Here is a 19,507-nt window from a genome sequence, read left to right on the forward strand (position 1 = left end):
CGACGGGGATCGCCGGCATCATCGGCTGCAGTTTTGGCGGCTCAGCGATCGGCCTGATATCAAGTAATGACCATACCATAGGGTCGAATAGAAGCGCGGCGGGTCGAGCTCGATTCCGGCATCTCGCAGAAATCCTATCGTCGATTTCGGGTCGCGCGGATTGGCCCATTCCCTGGCGAGCAGAAGATCATGGAATTGATTGGCCCAGGCTTGCCAGCGACGCCCGGCGTCGATATCGAGAATGACGATGCGTGAGCCACCGCGCATTTTCGCGACGATGCGTCCGAGGAAGGCGGCCTGTTCCTGCCTCGGAACATGATGCAGGACATCGATCATGGTCACGACATCGAAATCGCTCAGATCCGGGACATAGTCGGCCCCGCGAAGCGATACGGAGATGGACGGCTCGAGCTTGGAGAACTGCTGTCCTGCCGCGATCGCCTCGGCCGAGACGTCGTACCCTTGGGCGCGGATCGCGGATCTGAGCCGCCGGATCAAGTACAGGAACGAGCCGGATCCGCAGCCGATGTCGTAGACCCGCGCCTCTGACGGAATGTGATCGAGCACCGCGTGCAGCGGACACACATACGGCTGGTAGTGCGTCTTCACCGCACTCATCCCGCGCATAGGACGCGCAGGGCTCTTCATCTCGTGAATCCGCGTCTCCCGCCGCAGAGATAGGGCATGATTCATTGCAGAGACCTTTCCTGCGGTGGCTGAAGTGAAGGGGTTTTGCAGTTTTGCTGCAGTTATTCTTCCATGGTGCGTCGTGGAGGCAGCCTCTCTTGCGAGCTAGGCCGAATCTCATCAGGGGTATGCTTCGGCGCGCGGACGGAGCTCGGGATCCGCGGAGGTTCGCTCGATGCCGCCGCGAGGGCTCGGTCGCCGCGCCGTCTCGAGCCTGGTCGGCGGCAGCGCACCACGGACGCCGCGCGGCGGAGGGGCGCCGGGCAGGCCCGCAGCTTCCCGGTCCGGCGATCCCGGGTCCCGGGCCCGGCACGCGCTGAGCCGATGCCGCGCATCCGTGCCGCGGTACGGCCGTCCAGGCTCGTTTGCGGCAGGCCCTGTCACGATTGCGCGCAGGACCCGGCTCCCCTCGACCCAGAATTGCGATAAGTAGCGGCACCGACAAGCCCGACGGCGCGCGCGGGCGCCGCCACGAGGATGCGAGATCAGCAGGCGATGACCGGCCCAACCACACAGTCCACCCCATCGTCCGACAGCCCGGCGGCGCATTCCGGTCCGGTGCGGCCGGCCTCGCAGCTCGTGACGATCTTCGGCGGCTCGGGCTTCGTCGGGCGGCACGTGGTCCGGGCGCTGGCCAAGCGCGGCTACCGCATCCGCGTGGCGGTGCGCCGGCCCGACCTCGCCCTGTTCCTGCAACCCCTCGGCAAGGTCGGCCAGATCGTCGCCGTCCAGGCGAACCTGCGCTACCCCGACTCGGTCGCCCGCGCGGTCGCAGGCTCCGACGTGGTGATCAACCTCGTGGGCATCCTGCAGGAGAGCGGGGCTCAGAGCTTCCACCGCCTGCAGGCCGAGGGGCCGGGCCTGATCGCCCGCGCCGCCGCCGCCGAGGGCGCCCGGATGATCCACGTCTCGGCGATCGGTGCCGAGGCGGGCGCCGACACGGCCTATGCCCGCACGAAGGCCGAGGGCGAAGCGGCCGTGTTCCGGGCGGTGCCCGACGCGGTCGTGTTTCGCCCCTCGCTGGTGTTCGGCCCCGGCGACAGCTTCTTCAACCGCTTCGCGGGTCTCGCCCGCGCCCTGCCGGTGCTGCCGCTCGCGGGCGCCGGCAGCCGGTTCCAGCCGGTCTTCGTGGGCGACGTCGCCGAGGCGATCGCCCGGGCGGTCGACGGCCGGGTCCCGGCGGGCAAGGTGTACGAGCTCGGCGGCCCCGAGGTCGCGACGCTGGAGCATCTCGTGCGCTACATGCTGGACGTGATCCGCCGCAAGCGCCTGGTGATCGACCTGCCGCTGCCGCTCGCCCGGCTCCAGGCGGGCTTCCTCGAGATCGCCGACACCCTGACTCTCGGCCTGCTGCCCGCCGACCTGAAGCTCACCCGCGACCAAGTCATGCAACTCCAGCACGACAACGTGGTCTCCGAGGCGGCAAAGGCCGAGGGGCGCACCATCGAGGCGCTCGGCATCCAGCCGACCGCCGCCGAGGCCGTGGTGCCGGGCTACCTCTGGACCTTCCGCAAAGCCGGGCAGTTCTCGACCGGCCGCGGCTCCGAGGCGCTCGCCGAGGTGCCTGATCTCCTCACCAACAAGCCGCTCGATCCGGGCTCGCAGCACCGGCCCGAGCGCGCCTCCGGCCCGGCGCTCGCCGCCGATCCCGGCGGCGCACCCGGCAACAAGGGCGCCCGCTGGGGCTCCAGGCGCTAGGCCCGCGATCCGCGCGCCTCACGCCTCACCCGGCATCCCTCGCCGTGCCGGTCTGTGGGGATATGCGGGACGCACGGTCGAAGTGCGAGGCCAGCGCGGCGACCGTGCCCCGGAAACGGGAGGAGGCGTGTGCGGATCAGCGCAGGCGCGGCGTCGGCGCCGGGGCGGGAAGCCGCCGGGCGAGGCGCTTGTGGACGTGCACCATCAGGGCGATGCCGAAGAGCGGCGTCACGAGGTTGAGGACCGGCACCACCATCATCCCGGCGAGCAGGCAGCCCGCCGCGAGCGTGGTCGTGGCGTAGTCCCGCCGCATCGCCGCCGCCTCCGGCAACGGCCGGAAGCGGGCGGCGGCCATCTCGAAATACTCGCGCGAGAGCAGGTAGGCGTTCGCCGCGAAGAAGGCCGCGATGCCCACCACCGGCACGAAGAAGATGATCAGCGCGCCGACGTTGACGATGAGCGTCAGCCCCGCGAAGCGCGCCGCGTAGAGCATCGCGATCCCAAAGGGCAGGGCCCGGCCCGGCGGCTCGTCGGGGAAGTCGGTGCGCTCGACGATCTCGGCCGCGTCGTCGAGGAAGAAGCCCGCCACCAGGATCGAGACCGCGGGCATCACGTAGGCGAGCGCCACGAAGAGCCCGAACCCGGCCAGGAAATAGGCCAGCGTGTCGAGGAGCGGGTACTGCTCCGAGATGTGGTGGCTCGCCTGGAACCACTGGATCAACCGCGTCAGCCCGAACCAGACCAGGACGAGGAGGCCGAGCGTCAGCCCGAGCGACTTCCATAGGATCGCCCGCAGCGGCGGCGACAGGGTCTGGCGGAGTGCCGCGAGGGCGGACTGGATCAGCATGCCGGGTTCGACTCGTCCGCGCCGCAGCCTCGGCGCCCGGCAGGTGTGGGGCGCCGACGAGCCAGCCGCAAGGCTTCACCCCCGGGCCCCGGGCACCAGATGAGCCCTCGTCCGAGTCCGACAGGCAACACCGCATGAGCCCCACCGGCACGCCGGCCCACGCCCATCACCGTCCGAGCCTCGCGCCCCGCCTCGCACCGCTGCCCGACGATCCGGCGGTGATCGTGGTCGGCGCGGGTGCCGCCGGCATCGCGGCGGCCCGGGCGCTCGCGGCGCGCGGGATCGCGGTCGCGGTGCTGGAGGCGCGCGACCGTGTCGGGGGACGCGCCTTCACCACCACCTTGCGCGGTCATGCCGTCGATCTCGGCGCGCACTGGCTCCATGCCGGGCCGATCAACCCGCTGGTCCGGCTCGGCCACGCCCGCGGCGAGCCGCTCCGGCGCGCGCCGCAGGACGGGCATGCCTGGGTCTCGGGCCGGCCCGGCCGGCCGGCCGAGAGGCAGGCCTCCGCCCGCGCCTTCGACCGGGCCGACCGGGCCATGACGCGGGGCGCCGCCGGGGAAGGGCCCGACCGCGCGGCCTCGACCGCGCTGCCGCCCGCTCTCGGCCCCTGGGGCGCCCGGGTGGCGCAGGTGCACGGGCTGGTCTCGGGCCGGCCGCTCACCGAGGTCTCGCTGCACGATTTCCCGAGCCTGGAGTACGGCGACAACTTCTTCCTCGCCGGCGGCTACGGCGCCTATCTGGCCCGGCTGGCGCAGGGCCTGCCGATCGCCCTCGGGCGGCCGGTCACCGGCATCGACTGGACGGGGGCGGGCGTGACGGTGACGACGCCGCAGGGGCCGCTACGAGCCCGCGCGGTCGTCGTCACGGTGCCCGTCATGGTGCTGTGGGAGAGCCTGCGCTTCACGCCGGCCCTGCCGGGGCCGGTGCGCGCCGCGATCGACGGGTTCAGCCGCGGCATCTACGAGCACGCGGTGCTGCACTGGCCCTCGAGCCCGTTCCGGGGCGCCGACCGGCTCGTCGCGATGGCGGGCGGGCGACAGGTGCCCTCGGGGCTCCTCGCCCGGATCGACGGCACGCCGTTCCACTTCTACGAACTCGACATCCGCGACGCCGCCGCGATCGACGCCGTCGACGGCGATGCCGACCGGGCGCGCCGCCACGTCCGCGCGGTGATGGCCGAGCATTTCGGGGCGCGAGCCCTCCGCGACCTCACGATCCCGGCGGTCAGCGCGTGGCGGCACGATCCCTGGTCGCGCGGCTCCTGGGCGGTGGTGCCGCCGGGGCATGCGGGGGCCAGACAGGCGCTGCAGGCGCCGGTGGGTGACCGGATCTGGTTCGCGGGCGAGGCGCTCTCGCGCCTGCAATGGGGCACGGCGGGTGGCGCCTACGAGGAAGGGACCCGCGCCGCCGAGGCGGTGGCGGCGCGGCTGAGCAACGGGGCGGCGTGAGGCGCGCGCCCTAAGCCCTCAGAGCATGCTCGGCAGCACGCGGTCCGGCGGGCGGTGGCCGTCCATGAAGGTCTTGATGTTGATGATGACCTTCTCGCCCATGTCCATGCGGCTCTCGTGGGTGGCCGAGCCCATGTGGGGCAGCAGCACCACCTTGCCGGTCCGGGCGAGCTTGACGAGGCGCGGGCTCACCGCGGGCTCCTGCTCGAACACGTCCAGGCCGGCCCCCGAGACGTCGCCTGCCTCGATGAGACGGGCCAGCGCGTTCTCGTCGATCACCTCGCCGCGGGCGGTGTTCACCACGATCGCCTCGCGCTTCAGGAGCTTGAGGCGGCGGGCCGAGAGCAGGTGGTAGGTGGCCGGCGTGTGCGGGCAGTTCACCGAGACGATATCGACCCGCGCCAGCATCTGGTCGAGGGATTCCCAATAGGTCGCGTCGAGCGCGCTCTCGATCGCGGCCGGGACGCGGCGGCGGTTGTGGTAGTGGATCTGCAGGCCGAAGGCGCGGGCGCGGCGGGCGAGCGCCTGGCCGATCCGGCCCATCCCGACGATACCGAGACGCTTGCCTGTAATGCGGCGACCGAGCATCCAGGTCGGCGACCAGCCGGTGTTCCACTCGTCGTCCGGGATGATGCGCGCGCCCTCCGTCACGCGGCGGGCGACCGCGAGGATCAGCGCCATCGTCATGTCGGCGGTGTCCTCGGTAAGCACGCCCGGCGTGTTGGTGACGGTGATGCCGCGCTCCAGCGCCACGCCCACGTCGATGTGATCGACGCCGTTGCCGAAATTGGCGATGAGCCTGAGGTTCGGCCCGGCCTGGGCGAGGAGGCCCGAATCGATCTCGTCGGTCACGGTCGGCACTAGCACGTCGGCCTCGCGCAGGGCTGCGGCTAGCTGCTCGGGGCCCATGGGCTGGTCGTCGGCGTTGAGGCGCACGTCGAAGAGTTCGCGCATGCGCGTCTCGACGGCGTCCGGCAGGCGCCGCGTCACCACCACGAGCGGCTTGCGCTTCGACGTCATCTGTCCTCCCTCGCGCCAGGGCGCATGGTCCGGCCTCTTGTCCGCCCCCTCGACGCGGTGCGGGCCCGCCGGGTTCCGGTGGGCGCAAGCGTCCGTTAACCGAACTCCGCCAGTACGATCGGGCGTCGTGCGGGGCCGTCGACGGGCGGGTTTCGGGCCTCCGGCCTCCTTACCAGAGCGAGGGCGGAACACAATCCGGGCGGCCGCCGGCGACGCACAGGCAAAGGCCGGCAGGAGCCGGCGACAGGATGGGAGACCGCACGATGCGCATTGCCCGAACGCTCCTGGCGGGCGCGGTCCTGCTGCTCGCCGGGCCGGCTCCGGTCGCGCCGGCTCTCGCCGCGCCCGCGGCCCCGACGCCCGAGACCGCGCTCGGCCCAGTCACGAAGCTGCCGCTGCCCCGCTACGCCAGCCTGAAGACGGACCGGGTCAACCTGCGCGAGGGGCCCTCCAAGGACCACCGCACCCTCTGGGTGTTCCAGCGGGCGGGTCTGCCGGTGGAGATCGTCGGCGAGTTCGAGACCTGGCGGCGGATCCGCGATTCGGAGGGCACCGAGGGATGGGTGCTGCACTCGCTGCTGTCGGGCCGCCGCACTGCCCTGGTCACGGCGCCGAAGAGCGACCGCAACGCGGTGCCGCTGCGGGCCAGCGCCGCCGACGACGCCCGCGACGAGGCGCGGCTGGAGGCCGGGGTGATCGGCAGCGTCAAGAACTGCACCGGGACGTGGTGCCGCCTCGTCGTGCCCCTGCCGGGCAAGCGCGGCGACGTGGACGGCTACATCCGGCAGAACCGCCTCTGGGGCGTCTATCCCAACGAGCGGGTCGAGTAGGCTTCCGGAACGAGAAAGGCCCGGGGATCGCCCGGGCCTCTCCGAAAAATCCGTGCGCCTCGCGCTCAGCCCTGGCGGCGCGCCCCGGCGCGGCGGCGCAGGCGCACGATGACCTCGACCCCCGCGATCTCCATGCCCTCGGGCGCCTCGGGCAGCGAATCGACGGTGATGCCGCAATCGGGCATGTCCATCACCTTGGCCTCGTCCTCGAGGTAGAAGTGGTGGTGCTCGGTCGGGTTCGTGTCGAAATAGGCCTTCGACCCGTCCAGCGCGAGCTGGCGCAGCAGGCCGGCTTCCGTGAACTGGTGCAGCGTGTTGTAGACGGTGGCGAGCGAGACCGGCACCTTGGCGCGCATCGCCTCGTCGTAGAGCATCTCGGCCGTGAGGTGGCGGTCGCCGCGGCCGAAGAGCAGCCAGCCGAGCGAGAGGCGCTGGCGGGTCGGGCGCAGGCCGGCGCGGCGCAGGCGGTCGCGCAGGTCCGAGAGCGGGCAGCCGCGGCGGCCGGCGGCGGACGCCTCCGCGGAGAGCGGGGTGGTCCGGCCGTTCAGGACGGCCTGCAGGGGCAGCAGCTCGGACATCGGCGGACGGGATGCTCTCTGGAATACATGTAGATTTGATCGAGGATTATACGGAACCGCAGCCGCAGCCGCAACCCGAGTCCGGGACGCGACCGCGGACGGGCGAAACTTTGAAGGCGCCCGGGCCCGTGTTAACGAGGCGCCGAATGCCGGACCCGCCCGCCGGGTCTTCGGCGGCGCCCGCCCCGGGCGCCGCGGCCGAGCGACCGCGATCGATCAGGGAACCGAAACGCCCCCATGTCCTCCGACACCAACGCGCCCCAGACCGCATCCGAGGCGAGAGCCCGCGCGTCGAGCTACACCTACGAGGACCTGCTGGCCTGCGGGCGCGGCGAGCTGTTCGGGGCCGGCAACGCCCAGCTTCCGCTGCCGCCGATGCTGATGTTCGACCGCATCACCGAGATCGGCAGCGAGGGCGGCGCCTACGGCAAGGGGCTGGTCCGGGCCGAGTTCGACATCCGTCCCGACCTCTGGTTCTTCCCCTGCCACTTCAAGGGCGACCCGGTGATGCCGGGCTGCCTCGGCCTCGACGCGCTCTGGCAGCTCGTCGGCTTCCATCTGGGCTGGCTCGGCTCGCCGGGCCGCGGCCGGGCGCTCGGTGTCGGCGAGGTGAAGTTCACCGATCAGGTGCTGCCGACCGTCCGCCAAGTCGTCTACGGGGTCGATCTCAAGCGCGTGCGCCAGGGCAAGCTGGTGCTGGGCATCGCCGACGGCTGGCTGGAGGCCGACGGCAAGCGCATCTACGAGGCGCAGGATCTGCGCGTCGCGCTGTTCCAGAGCTGATTTTTCGCTCGCGGGGCTGCCGGCCGGGAGCGGACGCGCGCTCCCGGCCGTTGCCCCGGCAGTTGCGAACGGGCGGGCTTCGTCCTAGCTGACCGGGAGAGCGCGGGTCCACGGCCCGCCGCGGAGACAGTTTTTTCCATGCGCCGTGTCGTCATCACCGGGATGGGCATCGTCTCGTCCATCGGCAACAACACGCAGGAAGTCCTCGCCTCCTTACGCGAGGCGCGCTCGGGGATCGCGCGCGACGCGTCGCAGGCGGCCCACGGCTTCCGCAGCCAGGTTTCGGGCGCCCCGAGCCTCGATCCCGAGGGCGTGGTCGATCGGCGCGCCATGCGCTTCCACGGCGGCGGCACCGCCTGGAACCACGTCGCCATGGAGCAGGCGATCCAGGACGCAGGTCTTGAGGCCGGCGACGTCTCGAACGACCGCACCGGCATCATCATGGGCTCGGGCGGCCCTTCGACCCGCACCATCGTCGAATCGGCCGCGATCGCGACCGAGAAGGGGCCCAAGCGCGTCGGGCCCTTCGCGGTGCCCAAGGCCATGTCCTCGACGGCGTCCGCGACGCTCGCGACGTGGTTCAAGATTCGCGGCGTGAACTACTCGATCTCTTCCGCCTGCGCGACGTCGAACCACTGCATCGGCAACGCCGCCGAGATCATTCAGGCCGGCCGCCAGGACGTGATCTTCGCGGGCGGCTGCGAGGAGCTCGACTGGACCCTCTCGGTCCTGTTCGACGCCATGGGGGCGATGTCCGCGAAGTACAACGACACCCCGGCCCGGGCGTCCCGCGCCTACGATGCGGGCCGCGACGGATTCGTGATCGCGGGCGGTGCCGGCGTTCTGGTGCTGGAGGAGTACGAGCACGCGAAGGCCCGCGGCGCCCGTATCTACGGCGAGGTCGCGGGCTACGGCGCGACCTCGGACGGGCACGATATGGTTGCCCCCTCCGGCGAGGGCGCGGTCCGCTGCATGCAGCAGGCGATCTCGGGCCTGAAGGGCGCCAGGATCGACTACATCAACCCGCACGCCACCTCGACGCCGGTCGGCGACGACAAGGAGATCGAGGCGATCCGCGAGGTCTTCGGCCGCGGCGAGGCCTGCCCGCCGATCGCGGCGACGAAGTCGCTCACCGGCCACTCGCTGGGCGCCACGGGCGTCCAGGAGGCGATCTACTCACTGCTGATGATGAACAACGGCTTCATCTGCGAGAGCGCCCACATCGACGAGCTCGACCCGGCCTTCGCCGACATGCCGATCCTGCGCCAGCGGCGGGACGACGCGAAGCTCGGCCACGTCCTCTCGAACTCCTTCGGCTTCGGCGGCACCAACGCGACGCTGGTGCTGAAGCACGTCGACGCCTGAGGCCGCGACCCTTCGGCCATCGGCGGAATAATGCTGGCCCGGAACGTTTCTGTTCCGTAAACGCTGTCCTCGCACCTCTGCGGGAGACAGCGCGTGGTCCCCTTCCTCGTTGCCACATTGGGCGGGCTCGTTTTCGCGGGCGCCGCCATGGTCTTCGTCCGCCAGCGCCTGATCGAGGCGGCGCGCGAGGACACCCGCGGCTACTTCTGAGCGGCCACGCCGGGTCCCCGGCGGATGAAGCTCCCCTTTCCCGGACGCCTGGAACGGAGTGGAAGGTGATCCGGGATCCAGCAGGGGAAGTGCCGCGAAGCGGCTCGATCTCCAGCACCGCCATTGTGTTCGGACGCTTCGCGTCTCCTTGCGCTGGATCCCGGATCACCCTCCGCTGACGCTCCGGGCGTCCGGGAAAGCGCCGGTGATGGTCGAGGCCGCCTCGCCCCAGCCCATTGGACAGCGCGAGGACCGGCGCGCTATGGCTCGGCCCTTCTACGGCGCCCCTTCGGGGGCCGATGCGGCACCAGGGACGAGCGGATCGCATGACGGGATTGATGGCGGGCAAGCGCGGCCTGATTATGGGCGTTGCCAACGATCACTCGATCGCCTGGGGCATCGCCCGGATGCTCCACCAGCACGGCGCCCGCCTCGCCTTCACCTACCAGGGCGAGGCGCTTGGTCGCCGCGTCGGCCCGCTCGCCGCCAAGCTCGATTCCGACGTGGTGATTCCCTGCGACGTGGAGGATCTGGCCTCGGTGGACGCCGCCTTCGACCGCCTCGACGCGGCCTTCGACGGCGCGCTCGACTTCGTGGTCCACGCCATCGGCTTCTCCGACAAGGCGCAGCTCAAGGGCCGCTACCTCGACGTCACCACGCGCGACAACTTCGTGCGCACCATGACGATCTCGTGCTTCTCCTTCACGGAGATCGCCCAGCGGGCGGCCCGGCGCATGCGGAACGGCGGCTCGCTCCTCACGCTCACCTACGGCGGCTCGACCCGGGTCATGCCGAACTACAACGTGATGGGGGTCGCCAAGGCGGCGCTGGAGGCGTCCGTGCGCTACCTCGCCTCCGATCTCGGCCCGGACGGCATCCGCGTCAACGCGCTCTCGGCGGGCCCGATGCGCACGCTCGCGGGCGCCGGCATCGCGGATGCCCGGCTGATGTTCAACCACCAGAAGGCGCACGCGCCGCTCCGGCGCACCGTGAGCCTGGACGACGTCGGCGGCTCGGCCCTCTACCTGCTCTCCAGCCTCTCGGGCGGCGTGACCGGCGAGATCCACTTCGTGGATTCGGGCTACAACATCATCTCGATGCCGCGGCCCGACGTGCTCCAGGCCCAGGACGAGGCCGGCGTCGTCGGCGACGCCTGAGGCGCTCAGTACGGGATGCGGCCGGGCGGCAGGAATTCGGGCTCGGCGGGGGCTCCGCCGCGCGGCCGGCGCGCCCGCACCACCCGGCGCTCGCGCCGTTCCACGAGGTGCGGCGGGGGCGGCTCGGAGGGGTAGTTCGAGGCGAAGGGATTCCGCGGCACCCCTTGCGCCCGCGCCGCCGGCGCGGCGAGGCCGAGGGTGGAGGCGGTCAGGATCGTGAGGGAGAGCAGGATGCGCATGCGCGCCTCCTGAGACCGCAATCGTGACGCCAGTAGGGTGAGCGCCCATGGAACCGCACCGGTTCGAGCAGGACGGCGAGGCGTACGAGGTCCGCTTCGAGCGCGTGGACGGGGCTTGGGTCGCCCATATCCGGCGCGTCGCGGACGACGCTTTGCGCAGCCTCGCCTTCCCGGACGGCGTCGGCTACGCCGCCGACGATGTCCGCGGCTCGCTCATCGCGGGCTGCGAGGCCGCCGCCGCAAGCTTCGCGGACGGCCCGCCGACCCGCCACTGAGGAACCGCCCCCGGATCTCCCGTGTTCGCGCTCCAACGATGACACGCGTCGAGGAGCATTCATGACCGAGGTGACCTACCACATCGTCGAGCACGACGGCGGCTTCGCCTACAAGGTCGGCGACGTGTTCTCCGAGACCTTTCCGAGCCGGGACGCGGCGCTGCAGGCGGCACAGGCCGCCGCGGCCGAGCAGCAGGTGCCGGGCTCGACCGAGGGCATCCGCTACCAGGATGGGGCGGGCAGCTGGCACGACGAGACCGCGCGCGGCAACGACCGCCCGGTGACGAAGGTCGAGGGCTGACGACGGACCGGGGAGGCTTCGGAGCACGATGGCGCGTCGAAAGGCTCGGGCGGCGGAGACGGAGGCCGCCCCGGAATCGGACGGCCCGGCGCCCGAGGCTTCGGCGAGGTCCGCGCCCGCGCCGACGCGTCTTCCCAAGGGCGCGCGGCGCACCACGCCATCGGCCGAGACCCTGGCCGCCCTCGATCGGGACCGGCTGATCGGCCTCGTCCTCGACGAGACCCGGCGCAACCCGGCCTTCCGCAAGCTGGTGAGCGCGGCGCTCGCCGCCCGGCAGGGGCCGGACGCCGTCGCGCGGATCGTCGATCGCAGGCTCGCCGCCCTGGAGGGCGCGCGCGGCTACATCGACTGGCAGAAGGGCCGCGCCTTCGCGCTCGACCTCGACGCCACCGTCTCGGTGATCCTGAACGAGCTGCGCCCGCTCGACGGCGAGGCCGCCCTGGAGCGGCTCCTGCGCTTCCTCGGCGGCGCCGAGAGCGTGTTCGCCCGGGTCGATGACGGGGCCGGCACCGTGCAGGGCGTCTACGACCGGGCCGCGGAGGCGGCCGTCGAGATCGGCGCCGCGCTGCCCTCCGGGACGGCCGCGCGCTTCGCGAGCGGGTTGCTCCCGCGTGTGCTCGCCGATCCGACCGGCGCGCTCACCGTGCTCCTGCGCGGATTGGTCGGTCGGCTCGATCCGGAGGCGCTGGCGCCGCTGGACGCAGAGGTGGCGGGGCTGGTGGCGGAGCCGGGCAAGAGGACGGGCCGCCGCGAGACGGAGACGCTGCAGAGGCTCCGGCGGCTCGTGCTGCTGCGCCTGCGCCAGGACATCGCCGAGCGCCGCGGCGACGTCGACGCCTTCATCGCCTTCGAGCTGGAGGCGATGCCGGGCTCGCCGGACCGGCTCGACATCGCGACGCGCCTGCTCCGGGCCGACCGTCCCGCGGAGGCGCTCGACTGGCTGCGCCGGGAGACCCCCCAGCCGCTCACCCGCGCCGACCTGATCGCAGGCCTCGACGAGATGGCGATGGAGCGCGAGCGGGCGGTTCTGGAGATCCGGGCGCTCGACGCCCTGGGGCGGGACACGGAGGCGCAGGACCTGCGCTGGCGGGGCTTCGCGGCGCGCCTCGACGCGGAGATGCTGCGGGCCTACCTCGCCAAGCTGCCGGATTTCGAGGACGACGAGGCCCTGCGGCGCGCCTTCGCGGTCGTGGAAGCCTTTCCCGACCCGCACCGCGCGCTCGGCTTCCTGGTGCGCTGGCCGGACCTCGACCGGGCGGCCCGGCTGGTGACCGGGCGGCCCGGGATCTGGGAGGGCGAGCGCTACACCATCCTGGCCCCGGCCGCCGACGCCCTGGCGCAGGCTCATCCGCCGGCCGCGACGATCCTCTACCGGGCGCTCATCGACGACATCCTGGGTCGCGGGCGCAGCCAGGCCTACACGCACGCCGCCGCCTACCTCTCGGAACTCGACCGGCTCGCCGAGCGCGCCGATCTCGGCGGCGCGGAGCCGGACCCGGCGGAGTACCGGGCCGGGCTGAGGCGCCGGCACGGGCGCAAGTACGGCTTCTGGGATCTGGTCGAGGGCGCCTGAGCCCGCGGGGCGGCCCCCTCAGTCCTGCTCGATCGCATCGACCCGGTCCGGGTAGAAGGCCAGATGACCGCGGATCGCCGCCACGGCGGGGAACGGGTCCTCGTAGCTCCAGACCGCGTCGCCGCGCTGCGCGTCGCCGGCCCGCAGGTCGTAGTAGCTCGCATCGCCCTTGTAGGGGCAGTGGCTGCGCCGGGCCGAGGGCGTGAAGTGCTCCAGCCGCGCGTCCGCCCGCGGAATGTAGAGCACCGGCAGGTAGCCGCCCTCCTGCAGGCTCAGGGCGGCGCGCGTCTCGGCCACGACCGCGCCGTTCAGCACGACCCGGATGCGGCCCGGATGCGGCAGGATGGCGATCGGGTGGTCCGGGCCGGGCTGCTTCATCGCGTGCTCCTCTCGTCGGGCATGGTCTCGGGTGTGATCTCCTGCGTGCCGAGCGCGTCGGCGAGCCGCGCCTGGGCGCTTCCCGGCCGCAGAGGCTTCTGCTGGCTCTCGTGCGGGGCCCAGCCGGAGAGCCAGAGCAGCTCGAAGGTCGCCCGCACCCGGCCGTCCGGGTCGGCGAAGCGCGTCGCGTAGATCTCGGCCGCCCGGAGCAGGGTGTCGCGCCGCAGGGGCGTGCGTCGGCGCTCGCCGAGCGCGTTGGTCAGCCCCATGGCCCGCAGGTCGCGCATCAGCCCGAACGGGTCGGCGTAGCGCACGGTCACCGTCTCGCTGTCCACCACCGGCAGGGCGAAACCCGCCCGCTGCAGCAGGCCGCCGACCTCGCGCACCGCCGCGAACGGGGCGACGCGGGGGCTGATGCCGCCCTCCATCTCGCTCTCGGCCGCGGCGAAGCTCTGGCGCAGCTCCGTCAGCGTCGCCCCGCCGAGCAGGCAGCCGAGGAACAACCCGTCGGGCTTCAGGGCGCGCCGCACCTGCACCAGGGTGCCGGGCAGGTCGTTCACCCCCTGGAGGGCGAGCAACGACACCGCGAGGTCGAGGCTGGCCGCCGCCACGGGCAGCGCCTCCGGATCGGCGACGGCGCCCGCGATGCCGGGTTCGGGCGCTTCCGGCAGCGGTGCGAGGCGCAGGATCCGGCCGCCGTCGATGCGCCGCGCGAGGATCCGCGCCGCGGCCGGGGTCGGCGTCCCGAGATCGAGCGCGCTGGAAAAGCTCCGCAGGACCGTGCCCAGCCGGTCGTCGAGATCCTCCGCCGCGCGGGCGAGCAGGAAGTCGGCGTAGCCGCCTGCGCGGCCGTTCGCGTGCGCCCGGGCGAGGCGTCGGCGGGCGAGGGCGGTGTCGAAGAGGGGCGTGTCCATGCGCCGCCTAGATGGCGCCCGCGAGGCCCCGGCGCCAGCGTCCGCCGCCGCGCCGCGGGCATGGCTCAGCGCGGACGCCTGCGCGCGGCCCTGCGCGGGTGCTTCACACCTGCGCGAGCCCGGAACGCGGGATTACGGCGGGCCGTTCTTCGTGCCACGGTAGGTAGGAGAACACCATGATGACGCGCATCCTCGTCGGCGCCCTCGCGCTCACGGCACTCGCCTGGACCGGGGCCGCCGAGGCCAAGGGCTGCATCAAGGGCGCCGTGGTCGGCGGCGTCGCCGGCCACTATGCCGGCCATCACGGTCTCCTCGGGGCCGCCGCCGGCTGCGCGGTCGGCCGCCACCGCGCCAACAAGCAGGCGCGCCAGGACAGCGAGGCCACGGGTCAGGCGCAGCCCGCCGGGCGCTGAGGCGAAACTGCGCGGTAATGCTGCCGGTTGCCGTTTCATCGGGGTCGGCAGCCGGCCCGCAGCAGGACATTTCGCACCGATGCGACCTTCCGCACGCTCGCCGTTCCGCCGCCGCCTCGCGGCCTCGGCCGCGCTCGCCGTCCTCGTCCCCGCCGCGGCCTGTGCGCAGGGCGTCGGCTTCGCCACCGGCCTGCCCGGCCGCGACCCGGCGGGCGAGGACGCGATCGGCTGGGGGCCGGCCTACCGGCCCGAGACCAGCTTCTCACAGCCCGGTACGCCGCCGACGCCGGGCGACTATGCGGGCGCCGCCTACCGGGCGCGGACCGGCCGCGGCGTCTACGACCGGCCGGTCCGCGAACGGATCGAGCGGGCTCCGCAGCGGCGTCGTCACCGCGACTGGTGAGCGGCCCCGGGACAAGCCTCAGGCCTCCTCCAGTTCGGGCTCCGCCGGCGCAGCCTCCGGCGCGAACGGATCCGGCCCGAGCAGATCCGCCACCAGCGCGTCCATCCGGGCGGCGATGCCGTCCGCCGCCAACGCCGCGCGGATCGCCCGCCGCGCGCGCTGGAACGGTGTGCCGGGCTCGATCGGCACCGCGCCTGCCACCCGCTCGGCCTCGGCCGCAGCGGCGGCAAGATCCGCGTGGAGCTGGATCCGCCCATCGAAGAGCGGGATCGGCAGGGTGAACATCAGCTTGTCGAAATGCCGCGCGCCCTGCTCCCCGCGGGCCTGGAGATGAACGATCCGGCGACGGACCGTATCGCTGTTGAGGACGGCCAGCAGGTAGTGGGCCTCGATGCCAACCGCGACATCCGCCCAGTAGAGGACGTGATCGATGATGGCGGTCTCGTCGGTGACGATGCAGGCCGCCGGGCGCTGGCCGGATTTCGAGAATACCACGCGCAGGCACCGGGTCGGGAACTGGTTCGCGAGGCCGTTGTGGAAGTTCCAGCGCTGGCTCAGCGTCATCCGGCCGGCGCTGGTGCGCTGCCAGATGCCGTCCGCCCGCTCCATCCAGTCGGCGAGCCGGCCGAAGCCGCGATTGCCCGCCTGGCGCGCGTCGAGCACCGTGCCGGCCTCGTCGATGGGGACGATCCCCTCGAACGGCTGCAGCACCCGGAACGGCGCGATCGACTCGCCGAGGTGGACCGGCCGCAGGAAGCGGCGCTCGACCGCACCCTCCAGCGCGTCGAGGGCGCGATAGCGCGGATCCTCGAGGTTCGAGCGCCGGCTGCGCACGGCCGGCGCCGCCTGGCTGGCGCCGAGGCGTCCCCCGTCGCGGCGCTCGACGAGGCAGAGCATCCGCGGCACCAGCGTCGCGCCCTGGCGGAACCGGTCCCGGTAGGGCGAGGCCGCCGCGAAATCGACTGCGCGCGGCGCGGCGGCAGGGCCCGCGGTGACGTGGCGGTCCGCCAGCTCTTCGGGCGCGTCCTTGAAGGGCAGGTGGCCCGCGAAGGCGGTGACCCGCTCCGGCGTCGGTCGCGCCCGCTCGGCGACCTCGGCGAACAGCACGCAGGTCGGCACCCGGAAGAGCGGCGCCACGGCCTGGTTGTCGAGCATCCAGGCCTCCGTGAAGGCGGCGCGCACACCCGTCCAGTCGCCGGTGCGGAAGGCGCGGTACTGGCCGCGGCTGAGGGCGGCCATCGGCAGAACCATGGCGAGGCGCCCGCCCCGGCGCCGCGGGCCGGCCGGCCGCGCGTAGAGTTCGGCGCAGCGCACCAGGAACAGCCCGGAGAGGTCGGTCTGCGTGACGAGGCGCGCCTCGTCCGCCCCGACCCAGACGCCGAGGCGGCGCGCCGTCTCGCGGAAGCGCTCCTGCATGTCCTCGGACATGTAGCGGTAGGCGAGCCAGGGCGGGTTGCCCAGCACCACATCGACCCGCGCCCCGTCCGAGAGGGCGACCGGTCGGCTGAGGTTGCGCGCGACGAAGCCCCAGACATGGTCGCGGCCGGCGCGCCTGAGCCGGTCGTAGGTGAGGTAGGTCGCCCGCAGCGTCCCCCGGTGCTCGGCCGGCACCCCGAGGGCCGCGAGGCCGCCGAGGAACGCGTCGGCGTCGCGGCCCGCCTCGCTCGCGTCGTGGAGCGCGGCGACGACCGCGTCGAACAGGGCGGGGTCGGCGCAGAGCCCGAGCGGGAAGCGCAGCACCGAGCCGCCGGTCCGCCGCGATCCCGGCGGCGGCGGCGCGACGACGACGAGGTCCTGCTCGACCGCGTCGCGCCGGACGTTCCACTGCAGCGCGTCGCCGAGATAGACCGGCAGCGAGATGGCGTCCTCGCGCGCGAGCAGGGATTCGCCCAGCGCCAGCAGGTAGGTGACGCGGGCGAAGATCACCGCGACCGGGTGCACGTCGAAGCCGGTGACCGTGGCGCAGCAGGCGGCCGCCACGGCGCCGGCCGGCATCCCGGCCGCGGCCAGCGCCTCGCGCTTCAGCCGCACCGCGTGGAACAGGAAGCTCCCTGAGCCGCAGGCGGGGTCGAGGCAGCTCTGCGCGGCCGGAGCGTCGAGGGCACGGCGCACCACCTTCCGGGCGAGCCAGTCGGGCGTGTAGTACTCGCCCAGGTCGTGGCGCTGCTCCGGGTCGATCAGCGATTCGTAGAGCACCTTCAGCAGATCGACGTCCACGCTGCCGAGATCGAAGCGGGCGGCGTGGCCGGCGAGGCTCGCGACGATCGCGGGCCCCTCCGGCGCGCCCAGGATCCAGCCGAAGAAATCCTCCTCCACGGCGCCGTGCACCCCGGCATCCCGGAAGGCGCGCCCGTCGAGGAGATCCTCGGGCGAGCGGCCGTGGATGCGCATCGCCCCGGCCGCGATCGCCTTGGCGAGGATCACCAGGTAGGTGTGCTGCAGCCAGAGGTCGTCGCCGCCCACCGCCTTGCCGTAGACGAAGCCGAGATGCCGCTCCCAGAGCTGGCGCTTGAGCGCCGCCTCGGGATCGCCCGCCACCGCGGCCCAGGCGGTCCGCAGCAGCGCGTGGGTGCGCGCGAAGGCGACGCTGCGCCGCCCGAGCTCGTTCGTGATGCCGGGGGCGTCCGCCGGCAGCCAGTCGCGCACCGCGATCACGCCCTCCAGCCACGCCGTGAGGTCGCGGGGCTCGGCGGCGCGCGCGTCGCAGGCGCCGAGCGGCACGAGGGCGCCGGCGCGCATCTCGTAGGCCACGAAGCGCGCCCCGTCGGTGGCGAGGCCGACATAGCGCTGGCCGGTCGCCGCCTCGCGCTCCGGCAGGTAGCGGGCGAGCTGCGCCTCCGCCGCCGCCGACTCGCGGCGCAGGTCGGCCTTGATCTCGATGAGGGTGCGGCCGAGGAGGGCATCGACCCGGCCACGCACCTCGGGGAGCGCCTGTTCGAAGGCGATCTGCTCGCTGCGGGCTCCGAGCGCGCCCGTGAGCAGGCGGTGCAGCAACGCCCGCACCTTCTCGTGGCCGGGCCGACGGGCGAGTTCGGCGACGACGGCTTCGAGTTCGGCTTGGGTGATCGGCATGGGCTACCTCAGATATCTCAGGTAGCTAAATTCACCTCAGGTTATATTGCAAGACGGGCATGTCCCGGCGCATGACCTGAGGTAAAGGAAATCTCCCATCGGTAGCCCGCTGGAGCGGGAGCCGGTACAAGGGCCGCGGACACGTCCGGGCCACGGGCGGCCGGGGGGATCAGATGCAGAGTTTCGTGCGGGCCAAGCTGCACGGCATCCGGGTGACGGGCGCCGACCTCAACTATCACGGCTCGATCACCCTCGACGCCGACCTCTGCCGCGAGGCCGGGCTCGACCCGCTCGAATTCGTCGAGATCTGGAACAAGATGTCGGGCGCGCGCATCAGCACCTACGTGCTCTACGGCCCGGCCGGCTCCGGCTGCTGCGTGCTGAACGGGGCCGCGGCCCGCACCTGCCAGGTCGGCGACGAGGTGATCATCGCCTCTGCGAGCTACGGCAGCGTGGACGACGTGATCAGTCACAAGCCGCGGGTGCTGATCTTCGGCGAGGGCAACCGCGTGGTGGACCGGGTCGTCTACGACGTGTTCCGCGACGAGGCGGGCCGCCTCGACATGCGGATCATCGAGGCGGAGACGGGTGCGGAGGAGGCGCCGCGGGTGGCGACGCAGATCCGGGTGGTGTGAGGTTCAGAAGGCGCGTCGATCCTTCCCAGCGGAACAGGGTGATCGCCCGTGGGCAGCGTACCTCGCTATCAGGTCCGGTATCTTTGACCCGGAGAAGCGCGGGTCCCCTCTCCCGTGCGGGAGACGTCTGCTTTCGCAGAAAGCCGGGTGAGGGGCCCAGAGCGTACCGGACGAAATGCTGCGGTTCCGCGGCAACGTCCTGCTCTGTTCGTAGCGTTCTCATCCCTCACCCCAACCCTCTCCCGCACGGGAGAGGGCGCGCGGTGCGGTTTAGGTTCTTCGACGGGCCTTCCAACGCGCAGGGCCACCTGTCCTCCGCGATCATTCACGCGGCCCGCGGGGTAGGATGCCGCGGCAACTTCGGTCACCCAGAAATGCGTCAGAGCACCTGGATCGCCTCTCGCTCGATTGCGGGGCGCAGGTGAGGATGCAGGCCGTCCCGCGTCGTCAGATCGACCGCCGATCCGAGCTCGCGCGAGAGCCGGTCCTCGACGCGGATCAACTTCACGAAGCCGAAGCGCTCGTAATCGGGATCGACGAACAGGTCGACATCGCTGCCGTCCCGCGCCTCGTCCCGCGCCACCGAGCCGTAGAGCCAGAGGTGCTGGACGCCGGATCGGCGCAACTCGGCCTCGGAGGCGCGTAACAGCGCAATGACATCGTCCCGGCGCATGAGTC

General features: G+C 72.6%; 21 protein-coding genes. 12 read left to right on the plus strand and 9 right to left on the minus strand.

From position 1 onward, the window contains the following. Positions 1–18: 18 nt before the first annotated feature. A complete protein-coding gene (locus MFF56_RS09165; protein WP_197430605.1) occupies positions 19–609 on the minus strand; it encodes a class I SAM-dependent methyltransferase in 591 nt (196 codons plus the stop codon). A gap of 573 nt (positions 610–1,182) precedes the next feature. On the opposite strand from MFF56_RS09165, the gene MFF56_RS09170 reads away from it, so the two are divergent. Beyond that, the gene (locus MFF56_RS09170) at positions 1,183–2,385 is read left to right on the plus strand and encodes a complex I NDUFA9 subunit family protein (protein WP_066923169.1); all 1,203 of its coding nucleotides are present in this window, start codon (positions 1,183–1,185) and stop codon (positions 2,383–2,385) included. Between the two features lie 136 nt (positions 2,386–2,521). On the opposite strand, the gene MFF56_RS09175 is transcribed toward MFF56_RS09170, so the two are convergent. Further along, positions 2,522–3,232 (minus strand): sulfate transporter family protein, encoded by a 711-nt coding sequence (locus MFF56_RS09175; protein WP_066923172.1) that lies wholly within the window; start codon positions 3,230–3,232, stop codon positions 2,522–2,524. Between the two features lie 134 nt (positions 3,233–3,366). Between MFF56_RS09175 and MFF56_RS09180 the strand changes: the two genes are divergently transcribed. Further along, complete coding sequence (locus MFF56_RS09180) at positions 3,367–4,683, plus strand: flavin monoamine oxidase family protein (protein ID WP_066923175.1); 1,317 nt, start codon at positions 3,367–3,369, stop codon at positions 4,681–4,683. 18 nt (positions 4,684–4,701) lie between these two features. Here MFF56_RS09180 and MFF56_RS09185 read toward each other — a convergent pair whose 3' ends face one another. Next, positions 4,702–5,703, minus strand: coding sequence for a 2-hydroxyacid dehydrogenase (locus MFF56_RS09185; RefSeq protein WP_066923178.1), 1,002 nt, complete (start codon positions 5,701–5,703; stop codon positions 4,702–4,704). A 263-nt stretch (positions 5,704–5,966) separates the two neighbouring features. Between MFF56_RS09185 and MFF56_RS09190 the strand changes: the two genes are divergently transcribed. Beyond that, positions 5,967–6,533 carry an SH3 domain-containing protein gene (locus MFF56_RS09190; protein WP_066923230.1) on the plus strand — a complete coding sequence of 189 codons (567 nt, stop codon included), beginning with the start codon at positions 5,967–5,969 and terminating at the stop codon, positions 6,531–6,533. Between the two features lie 65 nt (positions 6,534–6,598). On the opposite strand, the gene irr is transcribed toward MFF56_RS09190, so the two are convergent. Then, the gene (gene irr, locus MFF56_RS09195; RefSeq protein ID WP_066923181.1) at positions 6,599–7,111 is read right to left on the minus strand and encodes a Fur family transcriptional regulator Irr; all 513 of its coding nucleotides are present in this window, start codon (positions 7,109–7,111) and stop codon (positions 6,599–6,601) included. A gap of 237 nt (positions 7,112–7,348) precedes the next feature. Here irr and fabA point away from each other — a divergent pair, with 237 nt between their 5' ends. The 3 genes from fabA to fabI all read left to right on the plus strand — a co-directional run bounded on the left by fabA (position 7,349) and on the right by fabI (position 10,626). After that, entirely contained in the window at positions 7,349–7,894 is a 546-nt protein-coding gene (gene fabA / locus MFF56_RS09200; protein ID WP_066923184.1) for a 3-hydroxyacyl-[acyl-carrier-protein] dehydratase FabA, read from the plus strand. Between the two features lie 138 nt (positions 7,895–8,032). Next, positions 8,033–9,259 carry a beta-ketoacyl-ACP synthase I gene (fabB, locus tag MFF56_RS09205; RefSeq protein ID WP_066923187.1) on the plus strand — a complete coding sequence of 409 codons (1,227 nt, stop codon included), beginning with the start codon at positions 8,033–8,035 and terminating at the stop codon, positions 9,257–9,259. 536 nt (positions 9,260–9,795) lie between these two features. After that, positions 9,796–10,626 carry an enoyl-ACP reductase FabI gene (fabI, locus tag MFF56_RS09210; RefSeq protein WP_066923190.1) on the plus strand — a complete coding sequence of 277 codons (831 nt, stop codon included), beginning with the start codon at positions 9,796–9,798 and terminating at the stop codon, positions 10,624–10,626. Between the two features lie 5 nt (positions 10,627–10,631). On the opposite strand, the gene MFF56_RS09215 is transcribed toward fabI, so the two are convergent. Further along, a complete protein-coding gene (locus tag MFF56_RS09215; protein ID WP_066923193.1) occupies positions 10,632–10,865 on the minus strand; it encodes a hypothetical protein in 234 nt (77 codons plus the stop codon). Between the two features lie 47 nt (positions 10,866–10,912). Between MFF56_RS09215 and MFF56_RS09220 the strand changes: the two genes are divergently transcribed. From MFF56_RS09220 to MFF56_RS09230, 3 genes are all read left to right on the plus strand, one after another. Further along, entirely contained in the window at positions 10,913–11,140 is a 228-nt protein-coding gene (locus MFF56_RS09220) for a hypothetical protein (RefSeq protein ID WP_066923196.1), read from the plus strand. 61 nt (positions 11,141–11,201) lie between these two features. Continuing rightward, on the plus strand, positions 11,202–11,441 hold the full coding sequence (locus MFF56_RS09225) for a DUF2188 domain-containing protein (protein WP_066923199.1): 240 nt from the start codon (positions 11,202–11,204) through the stop codon (positions 11,439–11,441). A gap of 28 nt (positions 11,442–11,469) precedes the next feature. After that, positions 11,470–13,014 carry a DUF6880 family protein gene (locus MFF56_RS09230; protein ID WP_066923202.1) on the plus strand — a complete coding sequence of 515 codons (1,545 nt, stop codon included), beginning with the start codon at positions 11,470–11,472 and terminating at the stop codon, positions 13,012–13,014. 18 nt (positions 13,015–13,032) lie between these two features. Here the strand turns inward: MFF56_RS09230 and MFF56_RS09235 are convergent, their stop codons facing one another. Then, entirely contained in the window at positions 13,033–13,392 is a 360-nt protein-coding gene (locus MFF56_RS09235) for a DUF427 domain-containing protein (RefSeq protein WP_066923205.1), read from the minus strand. Next, the gene (locus tag MFF56_RS09240; RefSeq protein ID WP_066923209.1) at positions 13,389–14,306 is read right to left on the minus strand and encodes a methyltransferase domain-containing protein; all 918 of its coding nucleotides are present in this window, start codon (positions 14,304–14,306) and stop codon (positions 13,389–13,391) included. The genes MFF56_RS09235 and MFF56_RS09240 overlap by 4 nt, the downstream gene beginning before the upstream one ends. Before the next feature lie 179 nt (positions 14,307–14,485). Between MFF56_RS09240 and MFF56_RS09245 the strand changes: the two genes are divergently transcribed. Continuing rightward, positions 14,486–14,719 (plus strand): hypothetical protein, encoded by a 234-nt coding sequence (locus MFF56_RS09245; protein ID WP_066923233.1) that lies wholly within the window; start codon positions 14,486–14,488, stop codon positions 14,717–14,719. Between the two features lie 79 nt (positions 14,720–14,798). Next, positions 14,799–15,122: a hypothetical protein gene (locus MFF56_RS09250; protein ID WP_238229958.1), complete on the plus strand. Its 324-nt coding sequence runs from the start codon at positions 14,799–14,801 to the stop codon at positions 15,120–15,122. Between the two features lie 18 nt (positions 15,123–15,140). On the opposite strand, the gene MFF56_RS09255 is transcribed toward MFF56_RS09250, so the two are convergent. Continuing rightward, entirely contained in the window at positions 15,141–18,194 is a 3,054-nt protein-coding gene (locus tag MFF56_RS09255) for an N-6 DNA methylase (RefSeq protein ID WP_066923215.1), read from the minus strand. A gap of 173 nt (positions 18,195–18,367) precedes the next feature. Here MFF56_RS09255 and panD point away from each other — a divergent pair, with 173 nt between their 5' ends. Continuing rightward, a complete protein-coding gene (panD, locus tag MFF56_RS09260; protein ID WP_066923218.1) occupies positions 18,368–18,829 on the plus strand; it encodes an aspartate 1-decarboxylase in 462 nt (153 codons plus the stop codon). Positions 18,830–19,208: 379 nt separating this feature from the next. Here the strand turns inward: panD and MFF56_RS09265 are convergent, their stop codons facing one another. Then, complete coding sequence (locus MFF56_RS09265) at positions 19,209–19,454, minus strand: nucleotidyltransferase family protein (RefSeq protein ID WP_238229959.1); 246 nt, start codon at positions 19,452–19,454, stop codon at positions 19,209–19,211. Between the last annotated feature and the right edge of the window lie 53 nt (positions 19,455–19,507).

This window comes from Methylobacterium hispanicum, from assembly GCF_022179285.1.
Taxonomy (GTDB): domain Bacteria; phylum Pseudomonadota; class Alphaproteobacteria; order Rhizobiales; family Beijerinckiaceae; genus Methylobacterium; species Methylobacterium hispanicum.